The following is a 14265-nucleotide window of genomic DNA, read 5'->3' on the forward strand; positions in this document are numbered from 1 at the left end:
CGTGCCTCCCCCGCTGCGCTCCTCCGGCCCACGCCTCGCCGGGGACCCCGGATGAGCACCGGCGAGCTGTCCCCGGCCGAGCGGTACGCCGACTACCGCAAGCACCGAGACCACCCGGTGCTCAAGGACTTCGCCGGGCTCTACGACTTCCCCCTCGACGACTTCCAGCGGCGGGGCTGCGAGGCGATCGAGGAGGGCCGCGGCGTGCTCGTCGCGGCGCCGACCGGGTCGGGGAAGACCATCGTCGGCGAGTTCGCCGTGCACCTGGCGCTCCAGACCGGCCGCAAGGCCTTCTACACGACCCCGATCAAGGCGCTGTCGAACCAGAAGTTCAACGACCTCGTCGACCGCTACGGTCCCGAGCAGGTCGGCCTGCTCACCGGCGACAACGTCGTCAACGGCGAGGCACCGATCGTGGTCATGACCACCGAGGTGCTGCGCAACATGCTCTACGCCGGGTCGCGCACCCTGCTCGGCCTCGGCTTCGTCGTGATGGACGAGGTGCACTACCTCGCCAACCGCGAGCGCGGCGCGGTCTGGGAGGAGGTGATCATCCACCTCCCGGACTCGGTCGCGCTGATCTCCCTGTCCGCGACCGTGTCGAACGCCGAGGAGTTCGGCGACTGGCTGGAGACGGTCCGCGGGGACACCACCGTGATCGTTGAGGAGCGCCGTCCGGTGCCCCTCTACCAGCACGTCATGGTCGGCAAGCGGCTGCTGGACCTCTTCGCCTCCTCCGACGTCGACGCGGCCGCCGGCTTCGTCAAGGAGGGCGCCCCGGTCAACGACGAGCTGCTCAAGGTGGCCCGCGACGACTGGGCCAGCACCCGCATGCGCGACCGCCGGTCGCCGCGCGACCGCAACCGCCGCGGCACCAGCAAGTACAACGTCGGCAACGGACGCCGCGTCTGGATCCCGAGCCGGGTCGACGTGATCGACCGGCTGGACCGAGAGGGGCTGCTCCCGGCGATCGTCTTCATCTTCAGCCGCGTCGGCTGCGACGCGGCCGTCACCCAGTGCCTCAGCGCCGGCGTCCGGCTCACCACACCGGAGGAGCGCGACGAGATCTACACCTTCGTCGAGGCTGCCTGCGGCCACCTCCCGTCCGAGGACCTGCACGTGCTCGGCTACCACGACTTCCTCGACGGCCTGACGCGAGGCGTCGCCGCCCACCACGCCGGCATGCTGCCGACGTTCAAGGAGTGCGTGGAGGAGCTCTTCGTGCGCGGCCTGTGCAAGGTCGTCTTCGCCACCGAGACCCTCGCGCTCGGCATCAACATGCCGGCCCGCACGGTCGTCATCGAGAAGCTCGACAAGTGGAACGGCGAGACCCATGCGGCGATCTCGCCGGGGGAGTACACCCAGCTCACGGGCCGTGCCGGGCGCCGCGGACTCGACGTCGAGGGCCACGGCGTCGTGCTCTGGCAGCCAGGGATGAACCCCCGCGAGCTCGCCGGCCTCGCCTCCACGCGCACCTACCCGCTCCGGTCGTCCTTCCGCCCGTCGTACAACATGGCCGTCAACCTCGTGCACCAGTTCGGTCGGGCCCGGTCGCGGGAGCTGCTGGAGCAGTCGTTCGCGCAGTTCCAGGCAGACAAGGCGGTCGTGGGGCTAGCACGGCAGCTGCACAAGGCAGAGGAGGCACTCGACGGCTACCGCGAGGCGGCGACCTGCGACCGCGGCGACTTCATGGAGTACGCCGACCTCCGCCGCCGCATCAACGACGCCGAGAAGGGCGCCAGCAAGGCGCGGAAGGCCGACCTCCGCGAGGAGGCGATCGAGTCACTGCGGGCGCTGCGGCCCGGCGACGTGATCATGGTGCCGACCGGCAAGTTCGCAGGCTGGGCCGTGGTCGTCGACCCCGGCTGGTCGCCGGAGGGGCCGCGACCGTACGTCGTGACGTCCGACCGTCAGGCGCGTCGCCTGGCGATGATCGACTTCCCGGCGCCGGTCGAGGCGCAGGGCAAGGTGCGGATCCCGAAGAGCTTCAACGGCCGCAACCCGCAGATGCGGCGCGACCTGGCCTCCGCGCTGCGGTCGAAGACCCACGACTTGGCGCCGCCGCGGCTCGCGAAGCAGGGCGGGCGGCACCACGACGCCTCCCGGACGCACGCCGACGAGGAGATCTCGCGGCTGCGGGCGGAGCTGCGCGCCCACCCGTGCCACGACTGCCCCGACCGCGAGGACCATGCCCGCTGGGCCGAGCGGTGGATCAAGCTCGACAAGGACGCCCGGACCCTGCGCAGGCGGGTCGAGCAGCGCACCAACACGGTCGCGCGGCAGTTCGACCGCGTCTGCGACGTGCTCACCGCGCTCGACTACCTCGAGGGCGACACGATCACCGATCGCGGCCGGCACCTGATGCGGCTCTACTCCGACATGGACCTCGTCGCCGCGGAGTCGATGCGCCTCGGGCTGTGGGACGACCTGTCGCCGTCCGGGCTCGCCGCGGCGCTGTCGGTGCTGGTGTTCGAGGCCCGCCGCCCCGACGACGCCTCCTCGCCACGCCTGCCCGGCGGGGCGATCCGGGAGGCGATCGGCGAGATGGTGAAGCTCTGGGGCGGCCTCGACGCTCTCGAGCGCGACCACAAGCTCGACTTCCTGCGCGCGCCCGACCTCGGCTTCGCCTGGGTCGCCTTCCGCTGGGCGGAGGGCGACGACCTCGACGACGTGCTGATGGTGAGCGACCTCGCGGCAGGCGACTTCGTGCGCTGGATGAAGCAGCTCGTCGACCTCGCCGGCCAGGTCGCCGACGCCGCCGGACCGGGCCCGGTGCGGGAGACCGCGCGGCAGGTCATCGCGGCGCTCCGGCGCGGCGTCGTGGCCTACTCCAGCCTGGCCGACGACGAGGAGTAGGGCGCTTCGCCGTGCGAGCCCCGGATATAGTTGCCATGGTTAGCAAATTCGTGGTTTCCTCGGCTCGTGCATCCCAGTGACCTCCCTCCGCCGTCAGCGGGATTCCTGGTCTGGCACCTGGCGATGCGCTGGCGTGCCGAGCTCGACCGCGCGCTCGCCGCACACGGACTCACCTCTGCCCAGTACGCCGTGCTCGCCTCGCTCCATGCACTGACCACGGGCGGGGCGCGTCCCAGCCAACGCGAGCTGGCCGACTTCGCGAGCCTGGAGCCGATGTACGTCTCCAAGCTCGTCACCGCACTCGAGAGGTCCGGCCTGGTGCGCCGCGCAACCCATCCGGACGACAGCCGCGCCGTACAGCTGGAGATCACCGCGGCCGGGGACGCGGCGGTGAGGGCCGCGCGGGCACAGGTGCGCGCGATCGACGACGACCGGCTCCGCGTGCTCGGCGGACCCCGGAGCGCGGAGTCCGAGGCGCTCCGTGCGTCACTGGAGCGCCTGTTGCGCGACACCGAGGGTCGGCGGGACCGACTCGCACGACCGGCCGACGCGGGCTGACGACACCCGGGTGGCGACACCCGGCTTCGGTTCACACTCATAGTTGCCATGTTTATCAAATAGGAAGGGATGCACATGAACCCGTCGCTGCGAACGATCCTCGCCGGACTCGCGGGCGGCCTGGCCTTCGTGCTGGGCACCTTCATGACGTTCCGGCTCCTCGGTGGGGCGCAGGAAGGTCGCCAGGGACTGTTGTTCGACCCCGAGACACAGTCGGCGAAGGTGATCGCGGTGTGGAAGGAGATCGAGCCGCTGCCACGGATCACCGAGACGCCCCTGCTGATCCTGGGCGGGTTGCTGCTCCTCGGCATCGCGTACGCCGTCCTCTACCGGGCTCTCTCGCCCGGCTGGCCCGCGGGCACGCACCGACGTGCCGTGCGGATGGCGCTGGTGATCTGGCTCGGTGGCGTCTTCGCGGAGCTCATGGGGCCGTTCAACGTGCTGCACTCGCCGCTCGCCCTGAGCGCTCTCTCAGTGCTGTTCTGGGCGGTCTGCGCCGTCCTCGAGGGGTACGCCATCGTTCTCGTCTCGGGGCAGGGGGCCTCGTGAGGGCGGCCCGGATCCTGGTGATCGGCGCGACCGGCCGCACCGGGCGGCTGGTGGTGGCCGAGGCGCTCGCGCGGGGACATCGGGTGACCGGGTTCGCCCGGCGCCCCGAGATGGTCGCCACCGAGCACCCGGCGTTGACGGTCCTCGGGGGCGACGGCCTCCGAGGTGACGAGGTCACCGCGGCCGTCGCTCATCACGATGCCGTGGTCTCCATCGTCGCGAGCGGAAGCGTCCGACGTACGACCGTCAACCAGACCGTCGCCCGCCACCTGGTTGCTGCGATGGGGGAGCACGGCACGTCACGGCTGGTCGTCACCAGCAGTCACGCGCTCGTGGCGACCCGGCCACCCGTGCTGGCGCCCTTGGTCCGGTCGGTGCTGCGTCATCCGTTCGCGGACGCACGCGAGATGGAGCGGATCGTTCGCGGCTCCGGGCTCGACTGGCGCATCGTGCGACCCACCAGGCTCGTCGATGCGCCGGCCCGAGGCGCCGTCGTCCGCGCCCCCGACGGTGCCGACTTCGCGACGGGCGCCTCCGTGCTCCCGCGCGCCGACCTGGCCGCGACGATCCTCGACGTCCTCGAGGACGACCGCCTCACCCGGATGGCGGTGGAGATCACCGGCATCGCCCACACCGACCGAGGAGACCGAGATGGACGTCATCGACCCGAGTGACGTGATCGACGGCCTGGCCGCGGCCTGGGCCGCGGGTGACGCCGACGCGTACGCCGCACTCTTCACCGACGACGCCGACTACGTCGCCTTCGACGGGACCCGGATGGTCGGGGCCCGGCAGATCGCGGACGGACACCGGGCGCTGTTCGCGGGCATCATGCGTGGTTCGCGGATGACGCATCGCGAGCCGGGGGTGCGCCACCTCACCGACGACGTCGCGGTCGTCTGCACGATCGGCGGCATCGTGATGCGATGGCAGAGGGGACCCGAGCCCTCCGGCAAGCGCCTCTCCACGGTGACCTACGTGCTGGTGCGCGACGGCGAGCGATGGCGCGCGGCGGCGTTCCAGAACACGCGGTACCGCCCCTGGGCGCGGACGCTGGTGGGCCGGGTGCTGACGAAGCTGGACCGCGCGCAGTGAAGCAGGCGTTCCTCGAGGCGTGGTCCGACGTCGCCTGGGCCGGTGGGTTCGTGCGTCAGCACGTGATCCTGCTGCTGGCGCTGGGCGCCCTCCCGGCGACGGCGCGAACGCTCTACGCCGGGGATCCCGGCCGCGCCATCCTGGTCTCGGGACCCGCCGAGACCCTCATCGGGCTCGTCCGCATGCTGTCGCTGGGGCTCGTCGTCGCCCTCGGGTGGCGCTCCGAGCGCCCTCCCCCCGGGACCGCGCCCACCTGGTGGGGGGCGATCCGGGCACTCGGCCGCTACCTGAGGCGCGACTGGGACCGGTGCCTGCTCGGCCTGCTGATCGCAACGCTCCTGCTCGCCGCGGTCAGCGTGGGCCTCGACCAGCTCGCGCGCGGCGTCGGGCGGCTCGTCGACGCCCCGCGCGCCGGACCGATGACCTCGTTCGCGCTGCGCAACCTGGTCACGATCACCCTGACCTACCCGTTGCTCTACGCCCTCGTGCGACCTGCGGTGGTCAGGACCTGACCGGGTCAGCCGATGGCGTCCCGGACCGCCACGTCACCGTTGACGAGGTTCCACTGCTGCCCGATGGCGGCAGGCGCGTCGAGGGTCGCGGCCAGGACGGTGGCGACGTCCGCCCGCGTGACGTCGCCCCGGACCACGTCGGGCCCCAGGCTCACCAGGCCGGTGCCGGCGTCGTCGGTCAGCCGGCCGGGGCGGACGATCGTCCAGTCGAGGCCGCTGGACCGCAGGGCCGCGTCGGCATCACGCTTGGCCTCGACGTACGCCCGCCAGACGTCGCCCGTGTCGGGCGGCAGCGCGTCGTCGACGCCGATGGCGGACACCTGGACGAAGCGGCGGATCCCGGCCGAGCGGGCGCCCTCGATCGACTTCAGCGACCCCTCGAGGTCCACGGTGCGCTTGCGCTCGATGTTGCCGTCCGGTCCGCCACCCGCGGCGAAGACCACCGCGTCGCAGCCCGCGAACGCCGCCGCGAACGCCGAGGCGTCCTGCGTCTCGATGTCGAGCAGGCGCACCTCGGCGCCCAGGTCCTCCAGGTCGGCCCGGTAGGCCTCCCGTCGGACCAGGGCGACGACGTCGTGCCCGGTGCGGCGGAGCTCGGGAATCAGCTGTCGGGCCACCTGGCCGTGGCCCCCGACGATCGCGATGCGGCTCATGAGCCCACGCTACGGTCCGGTCCCAACGAGGGTGACAGCTATCGGCAGAGCACCTCGGTCAGGCGCTGGACCGGCGACTCGATGCCCCACCTCGTGCCGAGCTCGGCCACTCGCGCGAGGTCCCGCGGCTCTCGGGGGAGCCGGGTGTCCGGCGCTCGGAGATCGAGGTCCCGGGCGACCGCGACGACCTGCGGTGCGACCTCGAGATAGTCGGCCGCCGCCTTGATCTTCCCGCGCGGTCCGGGGCCCATGTCCGCGCCCGGGTCCACGGCGGCCGCGACGATCCCGTCCATGTCGCCGAACCGGCCGAGCAGCGTGGCCGCGGTCTTCTCGCCGATGCCCGCCACCCCCGGGAGCCCGTCCGACGCGTCGCCGCGCAGCGTCGCGAAGTCGGCGTACTGCGCAGCGTCGATGCCGTACTTCTCGCGCACCCAGTCGTTCGTGACACGCTCGTGCTTGCCGACGCCGCGGGCGATGTAGAGGACCCGGACGTCGCGCGCGTCGTCGACGAGCTGGAAGAGGTCACGGTCGCCGGTCACGACGTCGACCGGCTGCCGCGCCTGGGTCGCGAACGACCCGATCACGTCGTCGGCCTCGTAGCCGTCCACACCGGCCACGCACAGGCCGAACGCCTCCAGCACGTCGAGGATGATCGGCACCTGCACCTCCAGTGGGTCCGGCACCTCCTCGACGTCCGGGGCGCCGTTGCGCTCAGCGACCACCCGGTGCGCCTTGTAGGACGGCAGCAGGTCGACCCGCCACTGCGGGCGCCAGTCGTTGTCCCAGCAGCAGACCAGGTCGCTCGGCCGGTAGTCCGCGACCAGCCGGGAGATGAAGTCGAGGAAACCCCGCACCGCGTTGACCGGCGTGCCGTCCGGCGACTTGATCTCGGGGACGCCGAAGAACGCGCGGAAGTACATCGACGCGCTGTCGAGGAGCATCAGCCGGCCGGACTGCGAATCGGTCACCGCCGCATCCTCGCACGACTTCACGGCTAGTCTGTCGGCCGTGAGCCAGTCCGAACTCGAAGCCACGGACCGCAGGATCCTCGAGCTGCTCGCCAGCGACGGCCGGATGTCCTTCACCGATCTGGGCAAGGCGACCGGGCTCTCGACGTCCGCGGTGCACCAGCGGGTCAAGCGGCTCGAGCAACGCGGACTGATCCGCGGGTACGGCGCGAGCATCGACCACGAGCAGCTCGGGCTGCCTCTCACGGCCTTCATCTCGATCCGCGCCATCGATCCGTCGCAGCCCGACGACTCCCCGGAGCGGCTGCGCGGGATCGCCGAGATCGAGTCCTGCTGGTCGGTCGCCGGCGACGAGTCCTACATCCTCAAGGTCCGCGTCGCCGCGCCGACCGACCTCGAGGACCTGCTCGCCCGGATCCGCGCCGCGGCCAACGTCTCGACGCGCACCACGATCGTGCTGTCCACGCCCTACGAGGGCCGACCGGTCACCTGACACGGGCTCGTCCGACACCTCTGCGGGCGGTGCGGACTCGGCCCACGCCGTCCCCGGCGGGGTGGGCGAAACGTCGACATGTCCGGAAGGCGCCGGGGGTTCTCGGGTTCTTCCCTCGCTTCTCGGGTGTTGCAATGCCCCAGAGGTCCATGAATACTCGGTGCACCGGGTATTCCCGCGCCAGGAGTGACACGTGGTGCGCCACCCGGCGTCGGCCGGCTCACCAGGCCTGCAGCGCCGCCGTACGACGCGACGCCTCGGCGACCTCGGCCGCCTTCAGGTCGGCGGCCGAGAGGTCGGCGTGGGAGGCCCACCACGCCTGCCCCGCAGCGGGCAGCGTGTGGATCGGGTCGTAGTACTCGTAGGTCCTGGTGAGGGCGTCGGCCGACGCCGCCTCGATCGAGGTGCGGTAGTTCTTCGTCCAGTAGGAGATGCCGTGCTCGGCGTCGTACGACGTCAGCTGGTGCACCCAGCGCTTGCCGACGAACGGGACGTCGCACACGATGCGCGGGGTCGCGAAGCCCGGGAGGTAGCCCATGATGTGGTGCTGCAGCCGCTGCGCGTCGGCGACCGAGACCCGCCAGTGCTCCGAGAACGGGATCATGTCGCACATGTAGAAGTAGTAGGGCATGACCTGCGCGCCGTCGAGCAGCCGGAAGCAGAGGTCGAGCAGCGCGTGCGGGTCGGCGTTGACCCCGTTGAGCAGCACGCCCTGGTTGCGCACGTCGCGGACCCCCGCCTCGAGCATCGCCGCGGACGCCCGCGCGACCAGCGGGGTGATCGAGTTGGCGTGGTTGGCGTGCGTGTGGATCGCGAGCGAGACACCGCGGGAGCGGGCGAGGCCGGCGACCCGCGAGACGCCGTCGACCACGTCGTCCTGCAGCCAGTGCTGGGGCAGCCCGATCAGCGCCTTGGTCGCGAGCCGGATGTCGCGGATGTTCTCGATCTCGAGCAGCCGGGTGAGGAAGTCCTCCAGCCGCGGCCACGGCATGTTGGCCACGTCTCCACCGGAGACGACGACGTCGCGGACCTGCGGCGTACGACGCAGGTAGTCGAGCATCGTGCCGAGGCGGTCCTGGGGCTTGCCGGCGAACTTGAGCTTGTCGACGGTCGGCGTCGAGTTGCCGACCAGGTCCATGCGGGTGCAGTGCCCGCAGTACTGCGGGCAGGTCGGCAGCAGCTCGGCGAGCACCTTCGTGGGGTAGCGGTGGGTGAGCCCCTCGGCCACCCACATGTCGTGCTCGTGCAGCGAGTCGCGGGTGGCGTGTGGGTGCGACGGCCAGTCGGTGCGCCGGTCGGAGAACACCGGGATCATGTAGTGCCGGATCGGGTCGCCGTAGAAGGCGTCGGTCATCGACCCGGGACCGCCCGGAACGAAGGTGGGCACCATCGTGTTCATCATCTGCGGCGGCACGAGCATCGACATCGTGGCCCGCTCGGCCTGGTCGCGCTCGAGGTCGGCGTAGAAGCGCTCGTCGAGCAGGTCGCCCATCAGCTCGCGCAGCTGCTTGAGGTTCTTCACGCAGTGGGCCCGCTGCCACTGCACGGACTCCCACTCGGCGGCCGTGACGTCGCGCCACCCCGGGAAGCGGGTCCAGTCGGGCTCGACCAGCTCGGCGCGCCGGTAGGGGTAGGGCTGGCCGGTCTGGTCCTCGACGAGCGCTGCGATGGACGTCTCGATGCTCATGCGCGTACTCGCTTCGCTCCGTGCGCGCCTGAGGCTCGGGATGCGCCGTGTTGAATGATTCGCTCGCTGCGCTCGCTCATGTCTCTGAGGGTAGGCGTGGATCTTGCGGTCGTGCAAACGAAACGCCGCAGATCCTGCGGTCAGAGCAGCGCGCTGGCCGCCAACGTACGGCGCACCGCGGGGTCGTCGGCCGCGACGCCGTACCGCCGCAGGTAGACGGTCTCGACCAGGTCGCGCAGGGCGGGCTCCGGCTCGTCGGCGAGCGGGGTGTCCATCAGCAGCAGTCGCGGCGCGTGGCCGTCGTCGTGCGGGGGGAGGTACTCCCGCACCGGCCGCAGCCGACCGCCGAGGCGCTCGTAGAAGACGATCCGCCGGCGGTGCTCGTCCACCGACGCGGGGGAGAGGCCCGGTTCCTCGGGGTCCTCGACGTCCCAGACGAGCCGGGTGCGCCCGTCGGCGGCGAGCCGCTCGGTGAGCAGCCGCCACATCGCCGACCCGGTGCCGCGGCCGCGACGCCCGACGGCGTAGTAGCGCAGGAACGTCCACGTCGTCCCGGCGAGGTCGCGCACGAGCGCCAGCCCGGCCGGTCCCTCGTCGTCGATCAGCACGAGCATCCGGTCGACCGCGAGGTCGTCGAAGGGCGCGCGCAGCTCGGCCGGGAACGCGCCCTCGTAGATCGCGCGCACGTCCTCGCGCTGTTCCGCCGTCAGCGACGACGCGTCGACCAGGCTCACCTCTCCCAGACCACCTCTCCGGCCAGCACCGTCGAGAGCACCTCGATGTCGCGGATCCCGGCCGGGTCGACGGTAGCGGGGTCGTCGGAGAGCACCGCGAGGTCGGCGTACTTCCCGACCGCGATCGTGCCGCGGTCGCGCTCCGCGTGGGAGGCGTACGCCGAGCCGAGCGTGTACGCCGTGAGCGCCTCGAGGCCGCCGATCGCCTCCTCCGGGCCGCAGGGCAGTCCACCGTCGGTCAGCCGGTTGACCATGTCGTGCATCCCGCGCAGCGGCGCCCCGTCGACGACCGGCCGGTCGGAGCTGCCCGGCGGGGTGAGGCCGGCGTCGAGCAGCGACCGGTAGCGGTAGGCCCAGCCGGCGCGCTCCGGGCCGAGCGCGCGGAGCATGCCGTCGCCGATCTCGCCGACGAACCGGCCCTGGGGCACCGGGACGACGCCGAGCGCGGCCGCGCGCGCGACCTGGTCGGGCCGGGAGACCCCGAAGTGCTCGACGCGGTGGCGCACGTCGGGCCGCGGCCAGCGTCGCTGCGCCTCCTCGACGGCGTCGAGCACGAGGTCGATGGCGGCGTCGCCGATCGCGTGGGCCGCGACCCGCCAGCCGGAGCGGTGCGCCTCGACGATCCGGCTTCGGAGCGCGGCGGCGTCGCCCTGGAGGAAGCCGCGCTCGCCGGGGGTGTCGGCGAAGTCCTCGGTCATCGCGCAGGTGTGCCCGATGAGCGAGCCGTCGCTGAAGATCTTCACCGGACCGATCCGCAGGCGGTCGTCGCCGAGGCCGGTGCGGATGCCGAGGTCCAGGCCGAGCGTGAGGTCGTCGGACTCGTGCGCGGGGAGCTCGTGCAGGACGTCGGCCGCCACCATCAGCTCGACCCGCACCGGCAGCCGGCCCAGGTCGCGGGCGCGCTGGTAGGCCGCCACCTCGACCGGGCTCTTGCCGATCCAGCCGCCGCCGACGCCCGCCTCCGTGACGCTGGTGAGACCCTGCGACAGATAGACCGCCCCGGCGCGCTCGATCGCGTCGACCAGCGTGTCGACGGGGTAGGGGAGGACCAGCCGGTTGAGCAGCTGCTGGGCCTGCTCCTGGAGCAGGCCGGTCGGCCGGCCGGACGCGTCGGTGACCACGAGGCCGCCGGGGACGTCGACGGGGGCCTCGGCGATGCCGAGCTCCGCGAGCAGCGGCCCGTTGACCACGCACATGTGGCCCGAGGTGTGCTTGAGCCACACGTTCCGGCCCGGCGCGGCGCGGTCGAGCGCGTCGCGGTCGGGGTGCGCACCGATCTTGTTCTCGTCGTACCCCGCCCCGACGATCCACTCGCCCTCGGGCGCCTCGGCGGCCCGTCTCGCGATCGCGTCGTAGAGCGCGTCGAGCGTCGGCACCCGGAGGTCGACCTCGGCCAGGGAGAGGCCGTACCACGCCATGTGGTTGTGCGCGTCGTGGAAGCCCGGAGTGACGACGGCGCCACCGAGGTCGACGGTGCGGTGGGCGGCCACCTCCTCGAGGGCGACGACCCGGTCGCGCCAGATCGCCACGGCGCTCACGACGTCGTCGTGGGCGGGCCCCTCGAGCGTGCGCACCCGGGCGTTGGTCAGCAGCAGGTCCGCCTTCACAGCTTGCTCTTCTCGACCCGGTGCGACGGCGTCAGAGGCAGGTCGTCGCGGAACTCCCAGAGGCGCGGCACCTTGAACCCCGCGAGCCGCTCCTCGCACCACGCCGTCAGGGCCTCGGAGGACGCGCCCGGTGCCACGACGTACGCCTTGACCTCCTCGCCCCGGATCTCGTCCGGTACGCCGACCACCGCGGCCAGCCGGACCGCGGGGTGGGCGAGCAGCACCTCCTCGACCTCGCGCGCCGCGACGTTCTCGCCGCTGCGGCGGATCATGTCCTTCAGGCGCCCGGTCAGGTAGACGCGGCCCCGGTCGTCGAGCCGCGCCAGGTCCCCGGTGGGGAACCAGCCGCCGACGAACGGGTCGGGGTGGCCCAGGTAGCCGTCCATCATCCCGGGCCCCCGCAGCCACATCTGGCCGTCGTCGTCGATGCGCACCTCGCGGTGCGCGGCGGGGCGCCCCAGGCAGCCGGTGCCGACGAGCTCGTCGTGGTCGGCGGGGGAGACGCGGAGGTCGGCGCCGGTCTCGGTCATGCCGAACGCCTCGAACCAGGGCACGCCCCACCGCTCCTCGAGGTCCGAGTGCAGTGCGGTGGGGATGGCCGAGCACTGCACCGCGCGCACCCGGTGGTCCCGATCGGCGGGGTCGGGCGGGATCTTCAGCAGCAGCGTCGGCATCGCCGCGAGGCAGTAGAAGTAGGTGACCTCGTGGCGGCGCACCGCCTCCCAGAAGCTCGAGGGGTGGAAGCCGTCGAGGACGACCAGGTGGGCGCCGGACATCAGCGCGGTGACGACGTTCCACATCGGGTCGAGGTAGAAGAACGGCTGCGCGGTGAGCATGACGTCGTCGGAGGTGATGCGCGGGAACTCCTCGACCAGGCTGGCGGCCAGCGTCGTCCAGTACCGGTGGGAGAGCAGGCAGCCCTTGGGCCGACCGGTGGTGCCCGAGGTGTACTGGACGTTGACGATCGTCGCGGCGTCGACCGGGCCCTGCTCGAACTCGCCATCCGGCTCCAGCGCGTCGACCAGCACCACCGCCGGCGCGGGCGCCAGCGCGCGCAGACGCTCGGCGTACGCCGAGGAGGTGACCGCCAGTCGCACGTCGGCGTCGTCGAGGAGGTGCTGGGCGTCGACGGTCCGGTAGCGGACGTTCAGCGGCACGATCGCCGCGCCGAGCCGGGCGAGCGCCAGCCAGACCAGCGGGAACTCCGGCTCGTTGTCGAGCATCACCGCGACCCGGTCGCCCGCGGCCACGCCGCGTTCGCGCAGCGCCTGGGCCAGGGCCGCCGTCCGGGCCCCCACGTCGGCGAACGTGAGCGTCCGCTCGGACCGGTCGGCCGCCACGAACGTCCAGGCCGACCGCTCCGGCCAGCGCTCCTCGGCCCAGACCAGGAGCGAGACCAGTGTGCGCTCACCCACGGTTGAAGGCCTCGGTGGGCGCGGCGCTCTCACCCGAGAGGGAGGTGAGGATCGCGTGGTCGACCTCGCGCACCATCGCGTCCTCCAGGGTCGCGTCGATGCCGTGGTCGAGCACCTGCTTGGCGAGGCTCAGGGCCAGCGGCGGGCGCTCGGCCAGGCGCCGCGCCAGCTCGAGGGCGGCGGTCTCGTGCTCGCCGGGGACCACGACGCGCGCGACCAGGCCCAGCCGACCGGCCTCCGCCCCGGTGACCCGATCGCCGAGAAGCAGCAGCTCCTTGGCCTTCGCCCAGCCGACCAGCGCCGGCAGCAGCTTGGAGACGCCGCCGGTGACGCTCAGGCCGACCCCGACCTCGGGGAACCCGAACTGCGCGTCCTCGCTGGCGACGACGACGTCGCAGGCGAGCGCGAACTCGCAGCCGGCGCCCAGCGCGTAGCCGTGGACCGCGGCGACCACGGCGCCGGGGAAGCGCCGCACCAGGCGGGTGACGTCCTGGATCTCCTCGAGCCGCGCCCGGGTCTGCGCCGGCGTCTCCACCGGCTCGGGCTCCTTGAGGTCGTGTCCGGCGCAGAAGGCCCGGCCGCGTCCGGCGAGCACCACCACCCGCGCGCCCTCGCGCGCGGCACGCGCCAGCGCGGCTGACAGACCCTCGGTCAACGCCGGCGTCACGGCGTTGAGCCGGTGCGGACGGTTGAGGTGGATCCGCGCGACGTTCCCGTCGCGGACGTACTCGACGGCTGCGGTCTCGACCGACACGGTCGGCTCCTTGCTCTCGGGGCTCTCGGGGCTCTCGGCGCTCTCGGTGGACCACAGTATGGGCGGGCGAGGGGCCGGCCGACGCGCCCGGGCCGGCCCCGTCGCCGCGGGCGGGAGCGCCGGCCGCTGCGGTCCCGGGCGGACCAGCGCGGCGCGTCGCCACCGACACGCCGACGAACGTGGAAAATTTTGACCGGATCGCGCGCCGCCGCAGGCCTGTCTGACCTGCGGCTTCGCGCATCCGTGCAGGTCATCGGACGGTTGACAGCGGGCGGATCGCGCACCACTGTGGCGCGGTCCGTTCATGCAGATCGCGGTTGACGGACCGACGTCCGAGTGGCCGGGTCGGGGGTGGGCGTGCCACCCACACGTCCGACCCTGTTC

At 72.5% G+C, this 14265-nt stretch carries 14 protein-coding genes; 7 read left to right on the forward strand and 7 right to left on the reverse strand.

Features of this window, described 5'->3' with window-relative positions; all coding sequences use genetic code 11:
- The first annotated feature begins 51 nt into the window (after window positions 1–51).
- From PZ894_RS02775 to PZ894_RS02800, 6 genes are all read left to right on the forward strand, one after another.
- Window positions 52–2856 carry a DEAD/DEAH box helicase gene (locus PZ894_RS02775; RefSeq protein ID WP_275742234.1) on the forward strand — a complete coding sequence of 935 codons (2805 nt, stop codon included), beginning with the start codon at window positions 52–54 and terminating at the stop codon, window positions 2854–2856.
- Window positions 2857–2922: 66 nt separating this feature from the next.
- A complete protein-coding gene (locus PZ894_RS02780; protein WP_275742236.1) occupies window positions 2923–3414 on the forward strand; it encodes a MarR family transcriptional regulator in 492 nt (163 codons plus the stop codon).
- Window positions 3415–3489: 75 nt separating this feature from the next.
- Window positions 3490–3963, forward strand: coding sequence for a hypothetical protein (locus tag PZ894_RS02785; protein WP_275742239.1), 474 nt, complete (start codon window positions 3490–3492; stop codon window positions 3961–3963).
- On the forward strand, window positions 3960–4637 hold the full coding sequence (locus PZ894_RS02790; RefSeq protein WP_275742240.1) for an NAD(P)H-binding protein: 678 nt from the start codon (window positions 3960–3962) through the stop codon (window positions 4635–4637). Before PZ894_RS02785 ends, PZ894_RS02790 begins: the two co-directional genes overlap by 4 nt.
- Window positions 4615–5058 (forward strand): SgcJ/EcaC family oxidoreductase, encoded by a 444-nt coding sequence (locus tag PZ894_RS02795; RefSeq protein WP_275742242.1) that lies wholly within the window; start codon window positions 4615–4617, stop codon window positions 5056–5058. Before PZ894_RS02790 ends, PZ894_RS02795 begins: the two co-directional genes overlap by 23 nt.
- Window positions 5055–5570 carry a hypothetical protein gene (locus PZ894_RS02800; protein ID WP_275742244.1) on the forward strand — a complete coding sequence of 172 codons (516 nt, stop codon included), beginning with the start codon at window positions 5055–5057 and terminating at the stop codon, window positions 5568–5570. The genes PZ894_RS02795 and PZ894_RS02800 overlap by 4 nt, the downstream gene beginning before the upstream one ends.
- Before the next feature lie 5 nt (window positions 5571–5575).
- Here the strand turns inward: PZ894_RS02800 and PZ894_RS02805 are convergent, their stop codons facing one another.
- Window positions 5576–6223 carry an SDR family oxidoreductase gene (locus PZ894_RS02805; RefSeq protein ID WP_275742246.1) on the reverse strand — a complete coding sequence of 216 codons (648 nt, stop codon included), beginning with the start codon at window positions 6221–6223 and terminating at the stop codon, window positions 5576–5578.
- Window positions 6224–6261: 38 nt separating this feature from the next.
- A complete protein-coding gene (locus tag PZ894_RS02810) occupies window positions 6262–7164 on the reverse strand; it encodes a 5'-3' exonuclease (RefSeq protein WP_275742348.1) in 903 nt (300 codons plus the stop codon).
- A gap of 67 nt (window positions 7165–7231) precedes the next feature.
- Here PZ894_RS02810 and PZ894_RS02815 point away from each other — a divergent pair, with 67 nt between their 5' ends.
- A complete protein-coding gene (locus PZ894_RS02815) occupies window positions 7232–7684 on the forward strand; it encodes an AsnC family transcriptional regulator (protein ID WP_275742248.1) in 453 nt (150 codons plus the stop codon).
- Between the two features lie 220 nt (window positions 7685–7904).
- Here PZ894_RS02815 and PZ894_RS02820 read toward each other — a convergent pair whose 3' ends face one another.
- The 5 genes from PZ894_RS02820 to PZ894_RS02840 all read right to left on the reverse strand — a co-directional run bounded on the left by PZ894_RS02820 (window position 7905) and on the right by PZ894_RS02840 (window position 13881).
- Entirely contained in the window at window positions 7905–9371 is a 1467-nt protein-coding gene (locus PZ894_RS02820; protein WP_275742250.1) for a lysine 2,3-aminomutase, read from the reverse strand.
- A gap of 140 nt (window positions 9372–9511) precedes the next feature.
- Entirely contained in the window at window positions 9512–10105 is a 594-nt protein-coding gene (locus PZ894_RS02825) for a hypothetical protein (RefSeq protein WP_275742252.1), read from the reverse strand.
- Entirely contained in the window at window positions 10102–11712 is a 1611-nt protein-coding gene (locus PZ894_RS02830; protein ID WP_275742254.1) for an amidohydrolase, read from the reverse strand. The genes PZ894_RS02825 and PZ894_RS02830 overlap by 4 nt, the downstream gene beginning before the upstream one ends.
- Window positions 11709–13127, reverse strand: coding sequence for an AMP-binding protein (locus tag PZ894_RS02835; RefSeq protein ID WP_275742256.1), 1419 nt, complete (start codon window positions 13125–13127; stop codon window positions 11709–11711). Before PZ894_RS02835 ends, PZ894_RS02830 begins: the two co-directional genes overlap by 4 nt.
- On the reverse strand, window positions 13120–13881 hold the full coding sequence (locus PZ894_RS02840) for an enoyl-CoA hydratase/isomerase family protein (protein WP_275742258.1): 762 nt from the start codon (window positions 13879–13881) through the stop codon (window positions 13120–13122). The genes PZ894_RS02835 and PZ894_RS02840 overlap by 8 nt, the downstream gene beginning before the upstream one ends.
- Window positions 13882–14265: the final 384 nt, after the last annotated feature.

Source organism: Nocardioides sp. YIM 152315 (assembly GCF_029210375.1).
Classification (GTDB): domain Bacteria; phylum Actinomycetota; class Actinomycetes; order Propionibacteriales; family Nocardioidaceae; genus Nocardioides.

What these genes read in the sequence shown, in the direction of transcription:
- PZ894_RS02775 (WP_275742234.1), top strand. Translation starts at nt 52, where the DNA reads ATGAGCACCGGCGAGCTGTCCCCGGCCGAGCGGTACGCCGACTACCGC.
- PZ894_RS02785 (WP_275742239.1), top strand. Translation starts at nt 3,490, where the DNA reads ATGAACCCGTCGCTGCGAACGATCCTCGCCGGACTCGCGGGCGGCCTG.
- PZ894_RS02795 (WP_275742242.1), top strand. Translation starts at nt 4,615, where the DNA reads ATGGACGTCATCGACCCGAGTGACGTGATCGACGGCCTGGCCGCGGCC.
- PZ894_RS02805 (WP_275742246.1), bottom strand. Translation starts at nt 6,223, where the DNA reads ATGAGCCGCATCGCGATCGTCGGGGGCCACGGCCAGGTGGCCCGACAG.
- PZ894_RS02810 (WP_275742348.1), bottom strand. Translation starts at nt 7,164, where the DNA reads ATGCTCCTCGACAGCGCGTCGATGTACTTCCGCGCGTTCTTCGGCGTC.
- PZ894_RS02820 (WP_275742250.1), bottom strand. Translation starts at nt 9,371, where the DNA reads ATGAGCATCGAGACGTCCATCGCAGCGCTCGTCGAGGACCAGACCGGC.